General features: G+C 40.5%; 26 protein-coding genes and 2 pseudogenes. 12 read left to right on the top strand and 16 right to left on the bottom strand.

The window, feature by feature from the left end:
• Window positions 1-480 (bottom strand): DUF3131 domain-containing protein (locus tag VE944_RS06450; RefSeq protein WP_324973992.1); only part of this gene is annotated, 480 nt, incomplete at its 3' end.
• 149 nt (window positions 481-629) lie between these two features.
• Between VE944_RS06450 and VE944_RS06445 the strand changes: the two genes are divergently transcribed.
• Together VE944_RS06445 and VE944_RS06440 are read left to right on the top strand one after the other, a co-directional pair.
• Window positions 630-1,205, top strand: coding sequence for a TIGR04376 family protein (locus VE944_RS06445; RefSeq protein ID WP_324973989.1), 576 nt, complete (start codon window positions 630-632; stop codon window positions 1,203-1,205).
• A 356-nt stretch (window positions 1,206-1,561) separates the two neighbouring features.
• Window positions 1,562-2,680, top strand: coding sequence for a hypothetical protein (locus VE944_RS06440; RefSeq protein WP_324973986.1), 1,119 nt, complete (start codon window positions 1,562-1,564; stop codon window positions 2,678-2,680).
• A 105-nt stretch (window positions 2,681-2,785) separates the two neighbouring features.
• Here the strand turns inward: VE944_RS06440 and VE944_RS06435 are convergent, their stop codons facing one another.
• Together VE944_RS06435 and VE944_RS06430 are read right to left on the bottom strand one after the other, a co-directional pair.
• Window positions 2,786-3,190: a DUF4112 domain-containing protein gene (locus VE944_RS06435; protein ID WP_109010613.1), complete on the bottom strand. Its 405-nt coding sequence runs from the start codon at window positions 3,188-3,190 to the stop codon at window positions 2,786-2,788.
• A gap of 23 nt (window positions 3,191-3,213) precedes the next feature.
• Window positions 3,214-3,384, bottom strand: coding sequence for a hypothetical protein (locus VE944_RS06430; protein ID WP_324973980.1), 171 nt, complete (start codon window positions 3,382-3,384; stop codon window positions 3,214-3,216).
• Between the two features lie 277 nt (window positions 3,385-3,661).
• Between VE944_RS06430 and VE944_RS06425 the strand changes: the two genes are divergently transcribed.
• Window positions 3,662-4,222, top strand: a complete 561-nt coding sequence (locus VE944_RS06425; protein ID WP_324973977.1) for an ABC transporter permease — start codon at window positions 3,662-3,664, stop codon at window positions 4,220-4,222.
• 3 nt (window positions 4,223-4,225) lie between these two features.
• Here the strand turns inward: VE944_RS06425 and VE944_RS06420 are convergent.
• The 5 genes and pseudogenes from VE944_RS06420 to VE944_RS06400 all read right to left on the bottom strand — a co-directional run.
• A pseudogene (locus tag VE944_RS06420) lies at window positions 4,226-4,594 on the bottom strand (collagen-like protein); the annotation flags it as partial.
• 167 nt (window positions 4,595-4,761) lie between these two features.
• A complete protein-coding gene (locus VE944_RS06415; protein WP_324973974.1) occupies window positions 4,762-5,787 on the bottom strand; it encodes an NADP-dependent oxidoreductase in 1,026 nt (341 codons plus the stop codon).
• A gap of 259 nt (window positions 5,788-6,046) precedes the next feature.
• Window positions 6,047-6,544: a GNAT family N-acetyltransferase gene (locus tag VE944_RS06410; protein WP_324973972.1), complete on the bottom strand. Its 498-nt coding sequence runs from the start codon at window positions 6,542-6,544 to the stop codon at window positions 6,047-6,049.
• 328 nt (window positions 6,545-6,872) lie between these two features.
• A complete protein-coding gene (locus VE944_RS06405) occupies window positions 6,873-7,307 on the bottom strand; it encodes a VOC family protein (RefSeq protein ID WP_324973969.1) in 435 nt (144 codons plus the stop codon).
• 44 nt (window positions 7,308-7,351) lie between these two features.
• Entirely contained in the window at window positions 7,352-7,765 is a 414-nt protein-coding gene (locus VE944_RS06400; protein WP_324973966.1) for a GNAT family acetyltransferase, read from the bottom strand.
• A gap of 151 nt (window positions 7,766-7,916) precedes the next feature.
• Between VE944_RS06400 and VE944_RS06395 the strand changes: the two genes are divergently transcribed.
• From VE944_RS06395 to ssuD, 3 genes are all read left to right on the top strand, one after another.
• A complete protein-coding gene (locus VE944_RS06395) occupies window positions 7,917-8,693 on the top strand; it encodes a dienelactone hydrolase family protein (protein WP_324973963.1) in 777 nt (258 codons plus the stop codon).
• 105 nt (window positions 8,694-8,798) lie between these two features.
• Window positions 8,799-9,845 (top strand): sulfonate ABC transporter substrate-binding protein, encoded by a 1,047-nt coding sequence (locus tag VE944_RS06390; RefSeq protein WP_324973959.1) that lies wholly within the window; start codon window positions 8,799-8,801, stop codon window positions 9,843-9,845.
• 17 nt (window positions 9,846-9,862) lie between these two features.
• Window positions 9,863-11,014 (top strand): FMNH2-dependent alkanesulfonate monooxygenase, encoded by a 1,152-nt coding sequence (ssuD, locus tag VE944_RS06385; RefSeq protein ID WP_324973956.1) that lies wholly within the window; start codon window positions 9,863-9,865, stop codon window positions 11,012-11,014.
• 233 nt (window positions 11,015-11,247) lie between these two features.
• Here the strand turns inward: ssuD and VE944_RS06380 are convergent, their stop codons facing one another.
• On the bottom strand, window positions 11,248-11,547 hold the full coding sequence (locus tag VE944_RS06380; protein WP_229555918.1) for an RNA recognition motif domain-containing protein: 300 nt from the start codon (window positions 11,545-11,547) through the stop codon (window positions 11,248-11,250).
• Window positions 11,548-12,066: 519 nt separating this feature from the next.
• Window positions 12,067-12,426 (bottom strand): VOC family protein, encoded by a 360-nt coding sequence (locus VE944_RS06375; protein WP_229555917.1) that lies wholly within the window; start codon window positions 12,424-12,426, stop codon window positions 12,067-12,069.
• A gap of 826 nt (window positions 12,427-13,252) precedes the next feature.
• Between VE944_RS06375 and VE944_RS06370 the strand changes: the two genes are divergently transcribed.
• Window positions 13,253-14,335 carry a sulfonate ABC transporter substrate-binding protein gene (locus VE944_RS06370; protein ID WP_324973995.1) on the top strand — a complete coding sequence of 361 codons (1,083 nt, stop codon included), beginning with the start codon at window positions 13,253-13,255 and terminating at the stop codon, window positions 14,333-14,335.
• Between the two features lie 340 nt (window positions 14,336-14,675).
• Complete coding sequence (locus VE944_RS06365) at window positions 14,676-15,365, top strand: SAM-dependent methyltransferase (RefSeq protein WP_324973948.1); 690 nt, start codon at window positions 14,676-14,678, stop codon at window positions 15,363-15,365.
• A 65-nt stretch (window positions 15,366-15,430) separates the two neighbouring features.
• Here the strand turns inward: VE944_RS06365 and VE944_RS06360 are convergent, their stop codons facing one another.
• The 6 genes and pseudogenes from VE944_RS06360 to VE944_RS06335 all read right to left on the bottom strand — a co-directional run.
• On the bottom strand, window positions 15,431-15,775 hold the full coding sequence (locus tag VE944_RS06360) for a type II toxin-antitoxin system PemK/MazF family toxin (RefSeq protein ID WP_324973944.1): 345 nt from the start codon (window positions 15,773-15,775) through the stop codon (window positions 15,431-15,433).
• Window positions 15,748-16,008 (bottom strand): AbrB/MazE/SpoVT family DNA-binding domain-containing protein, encoded by a 261-nt coding sequence (locus VE944_RS06355; protein ID WP_324973940.1) that lies wholly within the window; start codon window positions 16,006-16,008, stop codon window positions 15,748-15,750. The genes VE944_RS06360 and VE944_RS06355 overlap by 28 nt, the downstream gene beginning before the upstream one ends.
• Before the next feature lie 170 nt (window positions 16,009-16,178).
• Window positions 16,179-16,556 carry a type II toxin-antitoxin system VapC family toxin gene (locus VE944_RS06350; protein WP_324973937.1) on the bottom strand — a complete coding sequence of 126 codons (378 nt, stop codon included), beginning with the start codon at window positions 16,554-16,556 and terminating at the stop codon, window positions 16,179-16,181.
• 3 nt (window positions 16,557-16,559) lie between these two features.
• A complete protein-coding gene (locus tag VE944_RS06345; RefSeq protein ID WP_324973935.1) occupies window positions 16,560-16,814 on the bottom strand; it encodes a hypothetical protein in 255 nt (84 codons plus the stop codon).
• Window positions 16,815-16,955: 141 nt separating this feature from the next.
• On the bottom strand, window positions 16,956-17,225 hold the full coding sequence (locus tag VE944_RS06340; protein WP_324973932.1) for a DUF4926 domain-containing protein: 270 nt from the start codon (window positions 17,223-17,225) through the stop codon (window positions 16,956-16,958).
• A 19-nt stretch (window positions 17,226-17,244) separates the two neighbouring features.
• A pseudogene (locus tag VE944_RS06335) lies at window positions 17,245-17,556 on the bottom strand (DUF6883 domain-containing protein); the annotation flags it as partial.
• Window positions 17,557-17,745: 189 nt separating this feature from the next.
• Here VE944_RS06335 and VE944_RS06330 point away from each other — a divergent pair.
• The 4 genes from VE944_RS06330 to VE944_RS06315 all read left to right on the top strand — a co-directional run.
• Window positions 17,746-18,597 (top strand): ABC transporter ATP-binding protein, encoded by an 852-nt coding sequence (locus VE944_RS06330; protein WP_324973929.1) that lies wholly within the window; start codon window positions 17,746-17,748, stop codon window positions 18,595-18,597.
• On the top strand, window positions 18,554-19,408 hold the full coding sequence (locus VE944_RS06325) for an ABC transporter permease (protein WP_324973926.1): 855 nt from the start codon (window positions 18,554-18,556) through the stop codon (window positions 19,406-19,408). The genes VE944_RS06330 and VE944_RS06325 overlap by 44 nt, the downstream gene beginning before the upstream one ends.
• A gap of 19 nt (window positions 19,409-19,427) precedes the next feature.
• Window positions 19,428-19,901, top strand: coding sequence for a MarR family winged helix-turn-helix transcriptional regulator (locus VE944_RS06320; protein WP_012410989.1), 474 nt, complete (start codon window positions 19,428-19,430; stop codon window positions 19,899-19,901).
• Window positions 19,867-20,745: MFS transporter (locus VE944_RS06315; protein ID WP_324973918.1), on the top strand; the 879-nt coding region annotated here is incomplete at its 3' end. The genes VE944_RS06320 and VE944_RS06315, both read left to right, overlap by 35 nt.

Here is a 20,745-nt window from a genome sequence, read left to right as displayed (position 1 = left end):
GCTTACCGAAGGTATCGCAGCTGTCTGATCCCACATACTGACAGAGGCAAAGCCATCAAGGGAATTGACTAAACCAGTTTCATCGTTCCAGTTGCGCTGGAAGTATGACCAAGCCTGACGGGCAGTTGTCGTTTCCTCTGGCGTCAGTTTTCCAACGCTAGGAGCAATGTATGGAATTATTGATACAGTTAGTTGGTTCTTAGGAATAGGCTGACCTGGTAAAACTACGGATTTTGCATCAAGACTGGCAACTATTTCAGGTTCTTTAGCAGCAGAAACAGGGCGTTGTGATTTCTCCGGTTGTACCGATTGTCGTGCAGCAGTTTGGGATGTTGATATTTCAGGTTTTTCTAGAGAAGTCTTGGGAACTTGCTTATACCAAACATTTAAAATTGCGATCGCTATTAGACCGGTAACTACTCCTCCCACAGAAGCTAGTATGGACAAACTCTTAGATGGCGGTTGAAAATCAGAACTCATACTGATTAAAGCCTTATCTTATAGGTTAGCGTTGCTTGCGTATTTTCACCACATACATTCTTCCCAATTTTTAAATCTAACTAACACTCAGAAGTTCACCTGACTACTACAATAAAATAGTCACGCACCCAATCTCTGGAGTTCTAGCAGTGGGATTATTTGATGATTTGAGTCGGTTTCTAGAAAACCGTTTAGAAGAATTCTTACGTAACAATCCACATTTGGAGTTAGAGGCGCTGCTAGAACAGCTGCGTGAGCAAGAAGAAGGTACACTAAAGCTGATTGCAGATTTACAAGTACAAGAGAAGCGATCGCAAGAAGAAATTCTGTCCACCGCTCAAGAAATTCAGCGTTGGCATATCCGCATTCAAAAAGCCGAAAACGCCGGCAGAGAGGATTTGGCAAGTGCGGCGGGCGAACGAGAAGCAGCCCTGTTGCGCGAAGGAAATCAGCGTTGGGGACACATGCAAGGGCTGAAAGAACGCATTAACCAATCTCAGGAACTACTGCGAAAAATTCAGCAACGGCGACAGGAAGTGCAAGCTAAAGCAGCCGAAGCACAGACAGCCCGTGCTAAAGCGCAAACCCAGCAGCGTTTTGAAACTAGCGGCTGGTCGAATAAAACTAGCAGTTATTCTGGTGGCTTTGATGACTTAGAAGAGAAGTTCCGTAGTTGGGAAACTCAAGATGAGTTAGAACAAATGAAGCGGAATTTAGGAAAATAATTGTAAATATACAGTGGTTAGTCATTAGTCCAAGAGATATCATGCTCACCCAACGGCTTGCTCACAGCATCGTTTGGGGTAAGGTATGTACCAAAAGCTCTTTATCAAACGAGAAATGCTGATTTTGCCGTTAGTTCTTAACTTTAGGGACTTCCAGTAAAACCTGCGGAACCCTCCGCGAACGTAGGGGCGCACTGTGCGCCCCTATAAGCGTACAAATCAATTTAGAATAATTTATTTTTTGGAAGTCCCTTAGTGGCTCACCAGATTTATTACTATATTTTGTTTGTCCAAGTTGGCACAATTATTCCTAAATATGTATGGTGTTATTGACCTGACTCATTTTTAAAGAAAAAATGAATTCCGATATTTCGCACAAACGAAACCTTCACCGATTTGATCCTGTTGCGTATCTAGTAATTGAAAAATTTCGTCTTTCTCCTCTAACTTTTGGGCTGTTGGCAGCAGTTACCGCTACTGTAGTTTATTTGTTTACTGCATTCCTAAGTAATACGCTGTGGTCTAAGCAGGGGGAGATGGGGTTGCTTCGAGACTGGATTCCCTGGTTAGTAGGACTTTTCATTAATCCAGTAACATTGGGATATTACTTGTGGAGTTTTCAAGCAATCGATAAAGTAATTCAAGATTTGGAAAAATCTGACGTATTAGAAATTGACTTTTTTCAGATTGATCAATTTGTTATTAACCTCTATTCCCAAAAATGGCGCAAACTTTCTGCGCTTGCCAGCGCTCTCTTTTTCAGCACTATTGTTTTTATAATCAGACCCACATTAGAAGAGAGTTGGACTAGCTCTAGTCTTCTACCAGGATTAACCATTACGATTGGTACATTTGCAGTCGTATATATGGGTACTATACTTGTTCTCAATCTGATTACAAATATTTGGATTTTCTATCAAATTTTAGGAAATAAGGATCTCGATATTAATCCTCTTCATCCCGATCGCTGTGGCGGTCTTCGATGTCTTAGTGATTATTCGCTTAAAACTGCCTATCTAGTTGCTGTTTTAGGTATCTGGATAGGCGTGATTGAGTATCAGGTGATTACACAAGATGTCGGAAAGGGATTCTGGTTTGTTCATCTGGTAATTCCATTGTATATTTTTTTATCAATGGGATGTTTTTTTGGGCCATTGCTGGCAGCACATAGCGGCATGAAAAGAGCTAAAGAAGAGTCTTTACATAAAATTGCTCGACAGTTCCGAGCAGAGTATTCAGGAATTTATACTAGTCTGGCTGAAGACACAGAAGCCTTCAAGAAAAAATCTGAAAAAATTCAGCAGCTACGCACTTTATATACTATGACCGATGAGTTGCCAGTTTGGCCTTTTGATGTCAAAACTTTCCGCCGATATCTCCTAACTGTTCCTACTCCTCTTATTGGTATCCTAAGTGGCATATTTAAAAACTTGTTACTAAATCTACTCAAGCAACAGGGTATCAAACTTGGGTAGTTAAAGGTGTTATCATATAACACTCAAATTCCTTTAGCTTGGAACTTCCAAAAATTGAAAGGGGCGGAAGGCAGTGACAAGATTAGTGATGCTAGGACGACTAACTTAAACTTGCCTGAACTTATCAGAATAAAGTTCATCAGACACTTCTTTGAGTTCTGGTTCAACGACTGTCAAATGTTGCTCCAAAATAGCCAAATTGCGAATATTAGACTTGTAGAAAGCATCAAATAAATCACCCACTAAAGGCACAGTACCAACGACTGCTTCTAAACCAACATTAAAAATCATTTTGGTTAAATCTTGACGTGGGATGCCAAAACGGGTAGCTAAAAATATGATGTAAGCTGAAAACGCTGTACTGATTAAATCACCAGCACCTGGAACCAAACCGATAATTGGATCTATTCCAATGCGAAAACCTGTTAGAGGGATGCGTATAGATGTATCCATCAGACGACTGAGTTTGCGGATGCGGTTGAGAGTAGCAAGGCGTTTAGCAGCGTCCATAATTTCTGATATTTACACTATTCTTAATTTGCACCATTTCTAATTATTTGTCCTGTACCGTCAGAAAGAAAAGGTAGTGAACTACCCACACTGACGCTATGAAATTGCTCCCGAACAATTTGCTCAAGCCCCAAGTCTGACCAAGCTTGATTTTGTACAGCTTCATTAATAATTGGTATTAGTACAATTATCAAGCAAGTAAATTATGGAAATTGTATTTAATTTACTAATCAGGATTTATTTTTCTGATAAGGTTTAGTAAAGCCAAGTTTTACATATTCTTTGTAGTACTACTAGGACATCGTAAGAATACTTAAGTTTTTGATTAGCCATCAAGGAGGAAAAAATATCAAGAATCTTACGGTGTTCAAAAACAACCTGTAACTAAATACACTTTTCTATTCCTATTTTGTGTTATTGCCACAGTATTTCGCAAATGTTTTTCATGAGAACTGAGGCAGAGAGAATAATATGTTTTTAGACATTTTAGCTAGCCTACAACGGTTATTTGTCGGTTACATTCCAGCCGTTGTCTTGGGTAGCTTTATTGGATATTTCATAGGTCTGAATAGCATGGTTTATCAGCTATTTAGGCTAATATTTCAAATACCACATAGTATCCCGCCTATAGCTTTGCTACCTATTGCTCTATTAGCATTTCAAGAGAGCGAATCGGCTGCTATTATAGTAGTTTTTTTAGGAACTCTCTGGACGATGATTATTAACACGGCAATAGGGATGCGGCATTTTCATAGACAGAATAATAACTTTCGAGTAGCTATATTTCATCTATTTCACGCCTTGAAAGTTAGCATTTGGGTAGCCTGGTTTATAGTTATTGCTACAGAAATGTTAATCGGCCCAAGAGGACTTGGCTTTACCCTGTGGGATGCTTATAAAGCTGGCAATGCCGATTACATAATCCAGCAGATTCTTTACATCGGTATCATTGGCTTTTTGCTGGATCAATTACTAGATTTTGCAGCCTATCTTCTCTCGCAAATGGTTTCAGATGGGAAAAAATCTTCCTAAATTTTATCTAGGCTTGCGGATTGCACGCTGCCAGCTAATAGTTTGCTTCGCAGAACGTATTCCCAAAGAACGAGTTGCTACGACTTCAATATCAACGTTGATACCAGGGCGTAAAGCTTCATCAGGAATTTTGAGCTTGCCCAAAGCTAGAGTAAAACGGTTGTAGTCACGAGTCACAAGTTCGTTAGGAATATCTCCTTCATATTCAAACTCTCGATAATTATCAGCGATCGCAGAACCAGGCGCAAGTAGAGAAGCTGCCCCCATGCGTTGATTCCATTTATTCTTCGAGAGGTTGAACTGTTTGTTTGCCAGTTCCGAAATTGCTAGCTGCACAGTTGGACTATCAGCTGCCAAAGGACTTTCAACATTTTGCTCCCTTTTGTCCAGTTGAGAGGCTCAGATCCCCGACTTCTTGAAGAACTCGGGGATCTTTTTACTCGTAACTTCTACACTGATTGCCATACTTTGTAGTTAATAATCTGGCAATTTTCATACCACTGATTTGTGTGAAATTATTATATACCTAGCTTAATAACTTATTCAGCTGTTGTTGGGTCGTCATTTACCTTAACAATCAACTTGCCAAAATTATCACCTCGAAGTAAACCAATGAATGCATGAGGAGCGTTCTCTAAACCATCAACCACATCTTCTCTATACTTGAGTTGACCAGACTGTAACCATCCAGAAACATCACGCAAAAAATCATTAAACCGATGTTGATAATCACTAACTAAGAAACCTTTGATTAAAGCCCGTTTGATTAGTAGCGGCATTAAATTAGGCCCTGATGGAGTAGATGTAGCGTTATACTCCGAAATCAAACCTACTAATGGAATTCTTGCCCCAAGGTTGATTTGCTGCAACACAGCTTCTAAAATTACACCTGCTGTATTGTCATAGTAAATATCAATACCATTAGGGGTAGCTTCTTTGAGCGCTAAATCAAGTTCTTGAGTTTTACGATTAATGCCAACATCAAAACCTAATTCCTTAACTATATAATCCCGCTTATCGTCACTTCCGACAATTCCCACGACTCGCGCACCTTTAATTTTGGCAATTTGACCTGCTACTGCACCGACAGCACCAGAAGCGGCTGAAACCACAACAGTTTCACCTTCTTTTGGTTGACCGATATCAAGTAGAGCAGCATAAGCAGTCAGACCTGGCATACCCAATACACCTAGACTATACGATAAAGGTGCTTGAGTAGGATCGAGTTTACGCAGTGTCTCACCCTTAGATACAGCATAAGTTTGCCAACCGTTATTGCTAAGAATAAAATCCCCAACTTGAAATTGAGGATGATTTGATTTAATTACTTGGCTAACTGTACCACCCACAATAACTGAACCCAATTCTACTGATGCAGCATAAGACTCGCGCGCACTAATTCGACCACGCATGTAAGGGTCGAGAGATAGATAAATGGTGCGGCTAAGAATTTCGCCTTCACCCGTTTCGGGAGCTGGTGTTTCTACTAAAGCAAAATCACTCTCCTTTGGTTCGCCAACTGGACGACTTTTAAGGATAATTTGTTTGTTAATTAAATCAGACATAAGTTATTTTCCTCTGAATTAATCTGACTATTTATATATAGATGTATGTACTCACTCCGAAAATACTTCTACCTTTAGTGTGATATTTACAAAAAAATATAGAATTGCTATTTTATTTTTCAAAAAAACTCTATACAACTCGAAAAGCCTGATTTAATATTCCCCAGTACGCAATTAATTGCGTTTCCACCTGCATACACACAATCAGTTAAAAAATTCACTTGAATAGCCATATCATTAAATCAGATTAATTAAACAGTTAATTATTGAAAAATTTGCTAATTTTCCACTCACTCCGTAAGATGCTGTAAATATAATCATCCCATAGTTTACCGTCTAACTCGTGATGTTCTCTTAAAATTCCATCTCTATGAAAACCGAGCTTGTCAAGTAGTTTAACTGAGCCAATGTTGAAAGCAGCAGTCTGACAATATAATTTGTTGAGTTCTGTTGTTGTCAACAGGTAATCGATGGCAGTAATCAACATTTTCGTTCCTAAACCCTGTTTTCGCCATTTTGGATTGATGGTATATCCAAATTCTGCCGAACGATTTCGTGGGTTAATATCAAAATATCTGAATCTTCCTACAGGTTCTTCTAACCCATCTATGAAGAAAGCAAAAACTATTGCTTTATCACTTATGGTAATTCTTTGTCCATCAATAATAGGACGGTATGTTTTTGTCTCTAAGCGGTCAAATTTACCCCAATTATTAAAGACTCTCTGGTGTTCAGGAGTTGCAAGTTCAATCCACATAATTAATTTGCCTACGCAGACTAGTACTGTAAAGTGGAAGTCAAAAGTCAGAAGGAATATAGCGTAAGAGTTTCGTTGATTTAGAATGGGTGGTTTATTTATGCCGTGCTGTACTAGCAGAAAATCAAGCTTTTTTAGAGGCTCGCCAGAAAGTTTAAAGCAGAGTAAGTAGGTTGGCTCAAATAAATCTAACTATGTAACGAAATGTAAAATGCTCAAAACCCTTGCGATTGCTTCACTTCGCTTTGCTCCGTTCGCAATGACATAGTTATAAATTTTCCCACCCACCTACTTAATACTGGCGTGCGACTTCCAATCATCTTGGTATCTAAGACAACGTTACTGAAGGTCTTTCTAATAGCAACTCCTCTGTTTGTAGCTGGACAAAAGTACTCTTGACGAACTCTGCGATTTCTATACGATTCCCACCGGGATCGCGCAGAAAAAACCTTACACATCCTGGAATTGGTCGTTGATCGGGAATAATTTCTACCCCATGTCCTTTTAGGTGTTCCTCAAAGGCGTTTAAGTTATCGACTTGAAAACAATAATGTCGTCTAGATGCTTGGTTATTGGTGTTTTTCTCTGTACTAATGTGCAGTTCAATATCTCCCAACTTGTACCACGCTCCTGAATCGTTTTTGATTACCTCAGGTCTGGGAATTTCAGTCAATCCCAAAACTTTGCTGTAGAAAAACAGCATTGCATCCTCCACTTCAAGAGGATAAGTTACCTGAATATGATGAACTGCATCGAGCTTCATAAATTTTTCTCCTAGTTTGAGTTAATGGCAATACAATCAATCACTTATGCAACAAGCTTTCCCATACTGATGCGTTCTTCGACGAGATAGCCAAGTTTTCTATAAAACTCAACTACTTCTGCGTTGGAGACACGGACTTGGAGATTGATTTTAAGGCATCCCATCGCTATCAATACCTTCTCTGCGTGCCGCACTAGCTTGCTACCAATACCCTGGCGTTGATAGTGAGGACTGACCGCAACTGTGTATAGCCAACCGCGATGGCCGTCATATCCTGCCATGATAGTGCCTACAATTACAGAGTTAATCTCCGTAACAAAAAACAACTCAGGCTGTACAGCAAGCTTCTGACTGATGACGAATTTTGGGCTGCTGTGCAATGGGTTATTAGGAAATACCTCATCCCACAGAGCGCTGACTGATTCAGCATCAGATTCTTGATATGGTCTTATATTCATCTACATCTCTAAATCAAAGGACTTGCCTTTGCACATTGTTTGTGAAATACTACTCTGGAAACTACGGTAAATCGGTAAAATTTAAGTAATATTGTACAAAACTTACCATAAAACATTTCGTCCTCAAAGCAATTACAGGCTAATCCCTAAGATGACAAACACAGAAATTCGCACCGCTCAAGTTAAAGTCCCTAACGGTGATTTGCAAATTGATGCTTACTTAGCGGAACCAGCACAAAAGGGAACATTCCCAGCTGTTATCGTGATTCAGGAAATCTTTGGCGTCAATATTCACATTCGGGAAGTTGCTGAGAAATTTGCCATCATAGGTTATGTGGCGATGTCTTCGACGGGCTACGCCTACGCACCGACTTTATTTCAACGCACCGCTCCCGGTTTCGAGGGTGGATACACCCCAGAATATGTGCAGCAAGGAAGAGGGTATAAGGAGCAGACAACAGCAGATGAAATATTGAGTGATATTAAAGCTGCGATCGCCTATCTAAGAACCTTACCAAATGTGCAAGGAGATGCGATCGGCTCCATTGGTTTCTGCTTTGGTGGTCACGTCGTTTACCTAGCAGCCACATTACCAGATATTAAAGTTACAGCTTCCTTCTATGGTGGCGGTATTCCTAACTCAACTCCCGGCGGTGGAGAACCAACCATTACACGTACTCCTGATATTAAAGGCCCGATTTACGCATTCTTTGGTCTTGAAGATAAAGGAATCCCCTTGGAGCAAACAGAGCAGATCGAGGCGGAACTGAAGAAATATCACATTCCTCATGCTATCTTCCGCTATCCTGGTGCAGAACACGGCTTTTTTTGCAACCATCGTGCTAGTTACAATCCCGAAGCTGCTGCCGATGCTTGGAAAAACGTTCAAGAACTTTTCCAAAAGAACCTTCAGTTTCAAAAAGTTTAAGTCTTTGGATTAGGAGCATACAACTGTACGCTCCCATGACTGAATATCTGCACATATTTAGTCAAATAGTCAATCAAAAGCAAATAAAAATAACGTATCATATTCATGATTACCCCTTTCAAACAGCCACGAGTTAACATTTTCCAACGTTTTTCACTATTTCTATTACCTGGATTATTAACAATCTCAACAACCTTAATTAGTTGCTCAGTCCAAACAGCAAACTCAGAAAATAAAACTACTGAGTTAAAAACCAAAGTTGTCCGAATGGGATATCAAAGTTCTGGGGATATTTTCAGACTTAAAGGATTGATAGAAAAACGTTTACAGCCTTTAGGTGTTTCCGTCGAATGGGCGCAATTTGCCGCAGGGCCACAACTGATGGAAGCAATGAATGTAGGTAGGGTTGATATTGGTTCTGTAGGTGAAACTCCCCCAATATTTGCCCAAGCGGCTGGGACATCTTTAGTTTATGTTGCAAGTAACAAACCCAGCACTGGTAAAGGAAGTGGGATTATAGTCCAAAATAATTCACCAATTCGCACCTTAGCCGATCTCAAAGGTAAAAAAGTAGTTTTTCAAAAGGGTTCTGCTTCCCATTACTTGTTAATAAAAGCTTTGGAAGAGGCTGGTTTGAAATATAGTGATGTTCAAGCTATCAGTCTCCCTCCTTCAGAAGCTCGTGATGCTTTTATTCAAGGGAAAATTGATGCCTGGGTAACTTGGGACCCTTATCTAGCCGTGGCACAAAAAAAGGTAAATGCTCGTGTTTTGAGAGATGCTAGTGGTATTTCTACTCAAGGTGGATATTACATGGCGGCACGAAAGTTTGCCACAGAAAATCCGAAATTAGTGCGATTGGTTCTTGAAGAGATAGATAATACAGGTCAATGGGCTGATAAAAACCGATCAGAAGTTGTAAAACTTACTATTCCTCACCTCAAAATTGATGAAGATATTTTAACAACAATGGTTGAAAGGCGAACTTATGGCTTAAGACCAATTACGCCAGAAATCATGGAAAATCAACAGAAGATAGCTGATTTGTTTGCCAAAGAAAAAGTTATTCCTAAAGCAATTAGTATCAAGGAAGCGATGCTGACTAGCGAGCAATATGCAGCCATCACACCAGAAACTATCAGTCATAAATAGCGCCAGGAGATAGGAACATGGAAGTTTTTTGGTATTTGCCTACACAGGGAGACGAGCGTTATTTAGGTACTACAATTGGGAGGCGACCAGCCACTTATCCCTATATGCAGCAAATAGCTCAAGCTGTTGATAAATTGGGCTATGGCGGGATGTTGATTGGTACTGGACAAAAACAGGATACCTGGATTGTAGCTACTTCGTTAATTTCAGTTACGGAACGCTTGCGGTTTCTCGTAGCTTTCCGTCCAGCAATTATGTCGCATTCCTTGGCAGTTAGAATGGCTGCTACTTTTGACCAGATTTCTAACGGTAGAATTATTCTAAATGTTGTCACTGGTGGCGATACAAAAGAACTTGCTAAAGATGGGATTTTCTTAGATCATGATCAGCGTTATGAATTCACAGATGAGTTTTTGACAATTTGGCGATCGCTCATGCAAGGTGAAGAAGTAACCTATAGTGGTCGTCATCTGAAAGTTCAAGGGGCAAAACTCGAATTTCCTCCCGTACAAAAGCCTTACCCCACCTTATATTTTGGTGGTTCTTCAGATGCTGCACTCCAAGTTGCTGCCAAACATATTGATGTGTATTTAACTTGGGGTGAGCCACCAGATCAGGTTGCTCAAAAGATTGCAAAGGTACGCCAATTAGCAGCAGAACAAGGTAGAACAGTCCGCTTTGGGATTCGGATGCACGTTATAGTACGTGAAACTACGCAAAAAGCTTGGGATGCAGCTAATGAACTGATTCAGTATGTGGATGATGAAACCATAGCTGCTGCACATCGGCGGTTTGCTCAATCTGAATCTGAAGGACAACGCCGCATGGCCCAACTACATAAGGGTAATCGCCAAAACTTAGAAATTAGTCCCAACTTATGGGCAGGTGTTGGTTTAGTGCGTGGGGGTGCTGGTACTGCCTTAGTCGGAGATGCAGAGACAGTTGCAGCGCGAATGCTGGAATATGCCGATTTAGGAATTGATACCTTCGTTTTCTCAGGGTATCCCCATCTTGAAGAAGCCTATCGAGTCGCTGAATTGCTGTTTCCTCGCTTACTCCTGCGTTGGCTACGCCCGCCGCAGGCATCGCATTACCGCAGCAGGTTGCAAGTACATTCAGTGAATTTGTTACCAAAACAGATTTACTCAAAGCACAGCCTGTGTAAGTAATTCGTAACAAGAAGTAGTTGAGTATTTTTTTATATGGTCAAATTTTGAACCCTGCGCGAAAATCTTGGTTTACCTCGTCCGGTAAATCAGTTTAGCAAAGTTGCTACTCGTGAAGCTGCGATCGCCTAACTTTTTACCAAGCAAGTTTTGCAGCAAAAAGGCTCAAGCATTCCTGCCTGAGCCACAACTAAATTTAATTTATAGATTAGCTTTAACAGCTATATCTCTGAATCTTAGTAACGATTGCCGAAACTATTGTTTCCCCGATTACCACCAAAGGAACCTCTGTCTTCTCTGGGTTTAGCCTTGTTCACTTTGAGGTCACGTCCCATCCACTCAGCACCATCAAGAGCATCAATGGCAGCTGTTTCTTCAGCATCTGTGCCCATTTCCACAAAACCAAAGCCGCGCATACGACCTGTCTCACGGTCGGTCGGTAGCTGAACCCGCTTTACAGAACCATATTCTGCAAACACCCCATTTAAACCTTCTTCTGTAACTTCGTAAGAAAGATTGCCTACATAAACTGACATAAATTGTCTCCCAAATCATAGATGTGTAGAGTTTTAGATTTCGGAGAAAAGTCTGTGAATACCAAAAGGAAAAAGCCTGTCAATAATAAAAACAAACGCGGTCGCCGAATTAATTCTCAGTTTTCATTATTACATAGCAGCTAAATATTTAGTTACAATTGATAAAATTGTGACAAAAAGTAATGTAAAATTCATTATTAAGTAAGCAGACATAATTAAATGTAAAAAAATAGTCCCGTATTTTTCGTTTGTTCGTTCACAGCTTACCAATCAACCTGCTTCTACATCTGCCACCTTGAGAATTAGCGTATCGTTCAAATTGAAAATGATATTTTCTTGATCTTCTAATTTGCTCATGTCTGCAAATATGTTAAAGTGCCTGTGGATATGGTGGTAAAACCTTGTGATAAAGAATGTGTAGAGATGTAGCACTGCTACTTCTTTACAAGGGTTCTGGGTAAAGCATATTTAATTTCTAGAGATGTCTAATGTCAATATCTTTTTTGGGCAGAAAATTAATCAAGCAAACTCAACATACTCAATAATGGTTCCATCAGGATGCATCGCTCGCATATTGACTCCAGTGGGAACTTTGTTAGGTTCCGCCAGAATCACTGCACCCTGCTGAATAAGTGCTTCTCGAAAATCATTGAGTGAGTCAACGAGAAATGTTGCATGTGTACTCTTGAATGAAGAGAGTGCTTCTGCTGAACCAGCAATTAAAAGAATAGAACCCACACCGGCGAGTTCCAACTCAGCTTCGGAATATTGAAACCACAACCAACATTTTTCTGTAAAAAGGCTTTCATAGAAAGCGATCGCCTCATCCAAGTCTATTGGACTAAGATAGACTCTGGTTAGTACTTTAAGAATTTGCATTGCAAACTGTCTGTTAGGCAGCTAGTGGATTTTATTTTGCTTACTCGGCAACCATAGTTAACTAAGATTGATCAATAATTTATGTTCAATTTTAAAAAGGTCTTCAACTCTCTGTTCACCTAGCTCTAGATAAAGTTATTCGCTGTCAATTAAAATACATTTCATTTCTACTCCTTTAGTCCTATAAAAGTCATCTGTATAGCTATCACCAATATATATACATAATGAAGCATCAGTACTTGGTAAAAATTTGCATAAAACCGTGGGAATTGAGGTATAAAAATGAAACGCACAAGCGCTTCGCCTTAGGGTAGGAGCGAAAAGGTGGGTGCAGACAGAGCAACGTAGAGTTTTGAAATTTTATTTGTTACGAGTTTATGAAGTCCTGTACTTAGCTTGAGCGATGTGTCACAGGGATTCGTAATTGCTAATGGGCTGCTTTAACTGAACTCGTAGTTAAAATCACTGATCAATTTAGTTTAATGTATCTTTGAGAACGTGCTGATTGTTTTGGATACCGCGATCATAGCGTCCTTCCCTATAGAACTACTTATCATATTCGTTAGCTCTAGGGCGATAGTACTCAATCTGTTGTTCAAGATTATTATGCATCATCACCTGCTTTCTGATTTCGTTGAGTTTGGATTTGACGTTGCTATGATTTTTAGGGAAAATTTTGTATTCAGCGAATAAATTTGCATTTCAGCTTTAATTATGTGATATTTTTATCATTCTATAATAATACGGTTAGTCAATAAATTTACCGGAGTTATGGCAGGGTTTTGCTGTAGTCTGATATTAATTTACCTTTAAAAGCAGAGTGATGATGTTAACTAAGTTATTTCCAGCCCGACTGTTGGGTATGGCTTTTGCCTTCCTCCAAATGTTCCAACAACGAAGAATCCGCACTTTTTCCCTACTGTTTGCAGTGGGACTTAGCTTAATTCTGGCTATCTCTGCTTGTTCTCCAAACGCAAGCAACAACTCTGGCACACCGCAGGCAACCCAAGCCCCCAGTCCAGCAGCTAGCAGTATCACAGTTCGCATAGGCTACCAGAAAGCATCAACTGTTCTCTATGCGCTCAAGGCAAGAGGAGAATTAGAAAAAGCTTTTGCAGCTTTAGGAACTTCCGTAACTTGGTCGGAATTTCCGGCTGGGCCCCCACTCTTAGAGGCATTGAATGCAGGCAGTATTGATTTTGGCTATACCGGAGAATCACCACCTATATTTGCTCAAGCTGGGGGTATTCCTTTGGTTTATGTTGCCTATGATCCTTGGAGTCCCAAGGCTGAAGCTATTCTGGTGCCCAAGGATTCACCTATTAAAAGTGTGGCTGAACTCAAGGGTAAAAAAGTGGCTTTTGCCAAAGGTTCTAATGCTAACTACCTATTAGTAAAAGCGTTGGAGAAAGCAGGGGTACAGTACAGTGACATTCAACGAATAACTCTCACTCCCGCCGATGCTCGTGCTGTATTTGAGCAAAAAAACGTTGATGCTTGGGCAATTTGGGACCCGTACTTAGCCGCAGCAGAAGCAGCAACAGGCGCACGTACCTTAGTAGACGCGACGGGATTAGCTCCTAATCGTGGTTATTATCTGGCTGCAAAAGCTTTTGTTGATGCCAAGCCAGATGCCTTGAAAATAGTTCTCGATCAGGTGAAGAAAGTTAGTGACTGGGCAAAAAATAATCCTAGTGAAGTTGCTAAATTTCTTTCCCCAGCTTTGGGTATAGATGCTCCTGTGTTGGAAATAGCAGAAAAGCGGCGTGAGTATGATGTACTTCCGCTCACAGATGAAGTGATTGCGAAACAACAAGAGGTTGCAGATACCTTCTACAAGATTAAATTGATTCCAAAAGAAATCAAAGTTAAGGAAATTGTTTGGCAAGGCAAATTGAATAATTCGTAATTAAATCAAACCAACGCAGTGTACCTTAGTTCCCGATGCACCTGATCCTTTCACATCAGAGTTGTACATTGCTCTGGTGGAATTGGACGTACTGGACATGTATTAGCGGCATAGCTAGTTAGTGTCCGAGGATTATCAAATCAAGCAGCAATAAATGCTGTCAAAAAAATAGGTAGAAATCCTTATAAAGCTGTGCTCGCTGCTGTGTTTAGAGGTAAAAATCCCTTAACAATTTTAAAAGAACTTGACCTGCTTCTGAATGATTGCCGTCTCGCAGTGAATAAAACATTTTGATGCTATCATCATTCTGTTTAATCAGTCTATTGATGAGGTAAATTCTATGGCAATGGTTCTAGATAAAGTAGTTCCTTTTGGGAGGTCAATGGATGAATATATAAAAATATTCAATTTAACAAATACAGATTTAAATAAAAGAATTATTGGGATTGGGGATGGGCCAGCAAGCTTTAATGCAGAAATGACACGTCTGGGTAAAAGTGTAGTCTCTGTTGATCCACTATACCAATTTTCTGGTGATGAAATATTGCAAAGATTTAATGAAGTAGTAGATAACATCATTAATCAAGTCAAGGCTACAACGAATGATTGGGTATGGAGCTATCATAAATCTCCAGATGATTTGCGACACAATCGAGTGAAAGTTATTCGAGAATTTCTGTCTGATTATGAAATTGGCAAAAAAAGCAACAGATACGCAGTCGGTGAATTGCCAAAATTAGCTTATGATAATCAAGAGTTTGATATAGCTCTTTGTTCGCATTTATTATTTTTATATTCAGATCATCTTGATTACGATTTTCACTTAAATTCAGTAGGTGAGATGCTGCGTATTGGTAAAGAAGTCAGAATATTTCCCATCATAACTTTAATGTGGAAACATTCACAGCATTTAGATGAAATAGTAAAATATTACACTTCAAAAGGTTACAAGGTAGATATTGAAAAAGTTGAATACGAACTACAGCCTGGTGGAAATCAAATGTTGAAGATAACTAGAGATGTTATATAATTCATACTCATAGAAAATTGGTATAACTATTACGGTGGAATCTCATAACCATTGGGTATATACGATTATTCGGCAAACATTTCGGCTAAGGTATCCAAAGCTGCTTTTTGTTCATCAGAGTCAATCTGACCTAGCTTTTTGACTAATCGATTTTTGTCAACTGTACGAATTTGATCTAGAACGATTTGCCCATCCTTACCCTGAAACTGACAAGTAACACGAGTCGGATAAGACTGTCCTTTAGTTATCATTGGAGCAACAATAACCGTGGCAATATATTTATTTATCTCATCTGGTGAAATTACTACACAGGGTCTTGTCTTCTGAATCTCACTACCAATCGTTGGGTTGAGGTTAACCAAAAACACATCAAATCGATTGACTACCACTCCCACTCTAGATGCTCCCACTCTGTAATTACGGTATCATCGAGCAGTGCATCGTCATGTTGGTTCGCCATTCTTGCAAATGCTTCTTCCCACCCCTTACGCGATTGAGAGGCTGCACGGACAATTAGGTGACAATCTTGAATTTCAATTTCCACCTCTTCACCAATACCACTTTGTTGTAGCAGAAGTTTAGGAATGCGGATACCTTGAGAATTCCCGATTTTAACGATACGGGTTCTAATTGCTGTCCCCATGAGGATACTCATCCTTGATTGTAATTACATTGTGATTACTAATCAGGCTTTTGTCAAGAAGCACTCAATTTTTCAATAATTTTTAATGCGTAGGCGTAGCCAGCCATAGGCATCGCTCTCAAGATTACCAGATGCGATTGTCTACGACGGGCTACGTCTACGCACTTCTCTTAACTGGGTTTATCAGACTCAAACGGATTCCACAATCTCACCTGTGTAATCCAACTGAAATCATCTGTATTTCTTGTTATCAAAGCTAGTCCATACGCTAAAGCAGTGCCGGCAATAATTGCATCACCTAAAGTCATTCGTTTCTGTTGTCGCAGAATTACCGCTTGATTTAACACATCTTGAGAGATTGGTAGAACCTGAGCAACTTGAAAAAACTCCTCAAAATACTGACGTTGTTCCTCTTTAAGCAGATGATAGCCTAATACTTCCAAATAACTGAGTGCTGATACCGCAGGTGCATATTCAGCAATTAACTCTCTCAATTGGGCGTTTTCTGGTTGAGCAGAATATATAATAATATTGCTATCAAGCAGCACGTTTTATCGTCCCGAAAGCAAACGATCTTGACGAGTTTCTTGCTGCCAAATAACTGGATCAACATCAGTAAAAGCTTGACTTACAGCAAGTTTTTCTAATATTTCAGCCATTCTTTGTCCCCGTGCTTGTTTATCTATGACTGATTCATTTTCTAGCAATGTAACATGAACTGGGATTTGTTGCTCTCCTAATGTTGGTACATCATCAATCCACTCTAAACGACTTCCTTTCAACCAAGCTCTGAATGTTTTTAGCATTATTTCGCTCTTTACTTTCTATCTATCTTGGCATGGCTCTCAAAACTACAATATACAATAAGCGATCGCCAGATTCTCTATGTTGATGTGCATAAGAGTAGCCCATCATAAATATTATTAGCATCTGCGTTTTTATACCGATTACGCTGACACCATTTCCGGGACTGGATCAGGGAATGCTGGCTCAAAATGTAACACCATAATTTGCTCTGGGCGTAAACCGACAGATTCGTAAGTGCGGCCAAACCGTAGGCGTAGCCCGCCGCAGGCATCGCTAAATTCAACCTCAAATGCAGCACCACCAGCTAATAATTCTACTACTGTGCCAACTTGACCACGGTACAGGTTATATTCAGGTAGATCAACTGTCAGTGCTACTACATCTAGCAACTCAATTCTACTTTTAGTCATTTTCTATCACTTCCAGATATTACAGAGGATAGCAGGTTGTTAATCTTGGGACATCAGAACCTTCTTCTATAATCCAACCACTGCGAATGGTCGCACTTCTATCTTGCCATTTCAACGTGAAATCTAGAGTGTAGCGTTGTCCAAATTCATCGCGCCGTCCCAAGCGGACTTCATGCGTTTTGACTGTTTCCAAAAGAATTTGGCGTAATTCCTCAGCATTGTCTACTGTCATACCTAAGATTGATGAAAAAAGACGAGCTTTATGTATACCTTCATCATGCTCTGGATTAAGGCAGTAATCACGCAGTTTACGAATATCAACGGCTGCATTTTCTGCATTTGGGAAGCATTATTGTTACTAACTTTGCCACTGTATTAGCACTGATACCCTCTTACCAAAGCTCAAATCATCAACCAAGAATTTTTGATAAAAATTTATGCCAGAAGTCTATTGACTTCTGGTAAATCTATTGAGAAGCTAATAGTTAGATTTGCTAATTAATAAAAGTGCATCAAATTTGTGACAATACTGACGGGAAAAATAAATCGATCGCAACCTGCTAGCGAACCAAAACCGTTGATTCTGGAAACTCAGGGACTCACACGCCGTTTTGGTAAGTTAACCGCAGTTAATAACCTGAGCATATCTGTAGAACAGGGCGAAGTATTTGGACTGCTTGGCCCCAATGGCGCAGGGAAAAGTACAGTTCTTAAGATGTTGACAACCTTACTGCCTATCAGTGCAGGGAAAGCAACCTTAGCTGGTTATGACGTGGCTCGTCAATCTAATTCTGTCAGACGGGCTATCGGCTATGTACCTCAGGCGCTCTCTGCTGATGGTAGTCTCACGGGTTACGAAAATCTCTTAATTTTCGCCAAGCTGTATGGAATACCTGCCAAAGGACGCGATCGCCGCATCTATGAAATTCTAGAATACATGGGTCTGCAAGATGCGGCGAAACGCTTGGTACGAAACTACTCTGGTGGGATGATCCGCAAACTGGAAATCGGCATATCAGTTCTACATCAACCCCAAATTTTGTTTCTTGATGAGCCGACTGTCGGATTAGATCCCATAGCTCGAACTCAAGTATGGCAACTTGTACTACAACTCTGTGGTGATTACGGCACAACTATATTTTTAACAACCCACTTTTTAGAAGAAGCGGATAGCTTATGTAACCGAGTGGCGATTATGCAACAAGGTGAAGTCGTTACCACAGGTACACCAAACGACTTAAAAGCTTCTTTAGATAACCCAAATGCAACTTTGGATGATGTCTTTATTCACTATACAGGCGACCAGTTAACATCAGGAGTCAACTACCGTGACACAGCAAGAACCAGACGTACTGCTCAACGGTTGGGTTAAAGCACCACCCACTGTCCGAGTAAATTTGATCTCTGCAATTAAAGAGCTAGTTACAAAAACCCTGGCGATCGCAGAATTAGAAATACGTAAACTCCGCCACGATCCCACTGATTTAATAGTTCGAGCTGTCCAACCAGCATTATGGCTCCTAATTTTTGGACAAGTTTTCTCCCGCACTCGCGCGATTCCAACAGGCAACTTACCCTATTTAGACTTTATTTCTGCTGGCATCTTGGCTCAGAGTATTTTGTTTGTGGCAATTTTTAGTGGTGGGATGACGCTAATCTGGGAGCGAGATTTAGGGATTGTACATAAATTTTTAGCTAGTCCTACACCTCGTGTAGCGATGGTCTTAGGCAAAGGTTTAGCATGTGGGGTACGGTGCTTATCTCAGGTAATATTCATTTACGGATTGTCATTTTTATTAGGTGTCAAACTAAATCTTCATCCCTTAGCTATTCTCCAAGTACTGCTGCTAGTCATAATGGGGGCGGGAACATTTTGTATTTTTTCATTAATTATTGGCTGTTTGGTGAAAAGCCGAGAAAGGATGACGGGTATTGGACAATTGTTAACCATGCCGTTATTTTTTGCTAGCAATGCCATCTATCCGATCTCGTTGATGCCCAGTTGGTTAAAGTTCATTTCCCATTTAAATCCGTTGACTTATCTGGTTGACGGGTTACGTAGCACCATGCTGTTGAATGGCACTAGCATCTATGGCTTTGGTCTGGATTGTACAATTCTCTTATTCACATTAATCATTTTGGCCATCCTTGGTGGAAAACTTTATCCACGGGTGGCCATGTAACTAGGAGAACAACAAGCCCATGACCTTGGATAAACCTAATCAAGGTGCAACTTCCGAAGAATGTGCCGCTAGAGTAATGGAGACAGTTCCATTAGTGATGCGGTTTATCCGAGCGGATATGCGTGCCCATAGTGCCGCTTTTTTATCTATACCTCAGTTGCGATCGCTAGCATTTATCAACCGTAATCCTGGTGCTTCATTATCTGACTTAGCAGAGCATTTAGGTGTCACCTCTGCCACGGCATCAGCAACCATAGAACGCTTGGTACAACGCGACTTCGTGAAACGGATTGCTCATCCTCAAGAGCGGCGGCGGGTGCTGCTCAATTTAACTGAAGATGGAAAACATCATCTCAAGCAATCCCAAGATCAAACTCGCGCTCATATTACCGACTTGCTCAAAGGTCTTTCAGAAGACCAAATTTCCAACATTGAAGAAGGCTTAACTCTACTAAAAAATGTCTTCGAGAAAACAGAACTCAAAGCCCCATAACTTTGAGGTTGCACAGCACGATCCCTTTGCAGCCTTTAAGTTTCGAGACTATCGGCTATTTACCATTGGACGGTTGGTGCTGTTCGTGGGGTCGCAAATGCAAACTGTGGCGATTGGCTGGGAACTCTATGAGCGGACTAACTCAGCGATCGCTTTAGGTGGTGTAGGACTGGCGCAAGTTCTACCGATGATTATTCTCACCTTAATTGCCGGAGATGTGGCCGATCGCCGCGAGCGCAAAGTGACCATGTTACTGTCAGTAATGCTGCTAGCTCTCTGCTCGCTGGCTTTAGCAGTGCTTTCCTATACTCAGGGTGCAATTTTTCTAATTTACGCCTGCTTAGTATTTACAGGTGTTGCTAGAGCATTCCTCAAACCTGCCAGTGATGCTCTGATGTGGCAGTTGATACCTGTCAGTGCTTTTACCAATGCAGCCACCTGGAATAGTAGTAGCTTTCAGTTAGCCGCAGTCATTGGCCCAGCCTTCGGAGGATTTGGGATTGCACTGTTAGGAAGTGCTACAGGAGTTTATGTATTAGCAGCGATCGCAGCGTTACTGTGTTTTCTTTTAACGCTGGCGATCAAAGAGCAAAAAAGTATTCGCTCAACCGAGCCAATCTCATTCAAAGCACTTGTAGCTGGTGCTAAATTTGTCTGGCAGAATCAGTTGATTTTAGCAGCAATCACATTAGATATGTTTGCAGTATTGTTGGGTGGTGCGATCGCGCTCCTCCCGATTTTTGCCAAAGATATTTTACATGTGGGGCCAATGGAATTGGGATATCTACAAGCAGCTCACTCCATCGGTGCTTTGACTATGGCTATCACCCTGGCGTATTTACCA

It is taken from the genome of Nostoc sp., assembly GCF_035638895.1.
GTDB lineage: Bacteria > Cyanobacteriota > Cyanobacteriia > Cyanobacteriales > Nostocaceae > Nostoc.
This window is presented reverse-complemented; position numbering and strand designations above follow the sequence as displayed.

Bases quoted from the DNA above. Each gene is read 5' to 3' on its own strand.
- VE944_RS06440 (WP_324973986.1), top strand. From the start codon at position 1,562: ATGAATTCCGATATTTCGCACAAACGAAACCTTCACCGATTTGATCCT.
- VE944_RS06435 (WP_109010613.1), bottom strand. From the start codon at position 3,190: ATGGACGCTGCTAAACGCCTTGCTACTCTCAACCGCATCCGCAAACTC.
- VE944_RS06425 (WP_324973977.1), top strand. From the start codon at position 3,662: ATGTTTTTAGACATTTTAGCTAGCCTACAACGGTTATTTGTCGGTTAC.
- VE944_RS06415 (WP_324973974.1), bottom strand. From the start codon at position 5,787: ATGTCTGATTTAATTAACAAACAAATTATCCTTAAAAGTCGTCCAGTT.
- VE944_RS06410 (WP_324973972.1), bottom strand. From the start codon at position 6,544: ATGTGGATTGAACTTGCAACTCCTGAACACCAGAGAGTCTTTAATAAT.
- VE944_RS06405 (WP_324973969.1), bottom strand. From the start codon at position 7,307: ATGAAGCTCGATGCAGTTCATCATATTCAGGTAACTTATCCTCTTGAA.
- VE944_RS06400 (WP_324973966.1), bottom strand. From the start codon at position 7,765: ATGAATATAAGACCATATCAAGAATCTGATGCTGAATCAGTCAGCGCT.
- VE944_RS06395 (WP_324973963.1), top strand. From the start codon at position 7,917: ATGACAAACACAGAAATTCGCACCGCTCAAGTTAAAGTCCCTAACGGT.
- VE944_RS06390 (WP_324973959.1), top strand. From the start codon at position 8,799: ATGATTACCCCTTTCAAACAGCCACGAGTTAACATTTTCCAACGTTTT.
- ssuD (WP_324973956.1), top strand. From the start codon at position 9,863: ATGGAAGTTTTTTGGTATTTGCCTACACAGGGAGACGAGCGTTATTTA.
- VE944_RS06380 (WP_229555918.1), bottom strand. From the start codon at position 11,547: ATGTCAGTTTATGTAGGCAATCTTTCTTACGAAGTTACAGAAGAAGGT.
- VE944_RS06375 (WP_229555917.1), bottom strand. From the start codon at position 12,426: ATGCAAATTCTTAAAGTACTAACCAGAGTCTATCTTAGTCCAATAGAC.
- VE944_RS06370 (WP_324973995.1), top strand. From the start codon at position 13,253: ATGTTAACTAAGTTATTTCCAGCCCGACTGTTGGGTATGGCTTTTGCC.
- VE944_RS06365 (WP_324973948.1), top strand. From the start codon at position 14,676: ATGGCAATGGTTCTAGATAAAGTAGTTCCTTTTGGGAGGTCAATGGAT.
- VE944_RS06355 (WP_324973940.1), bottom strand. From the start codon at position 16,008: ATGGGGACAGCAATTAGAACCCGTATCGTTAAAATCGGGAATTCTCAA.
- VE944_RS06345 (WP_324973935.1), bottom strand. From the start codon at position 16,814: ATGCTAAAAACATTCAGAGCTTGGTTGAAAGGAAGTCGTTTAGAGTGG.
- VE944_RS06340 (WP_324973932.1), bottom strand. From the start codon at position 17,225: ATGACTAAAAGTAGAATTGAGTTGCTAGATGTAGTAGCACTGACAGTT.
- VE944_RS06320 (WP_012410989.1), top strand. From the start codon at position 19,428: ATGACCTTGGATAAACCTAATCAAGGTGCAACTTCCGAAGAATGTGCC.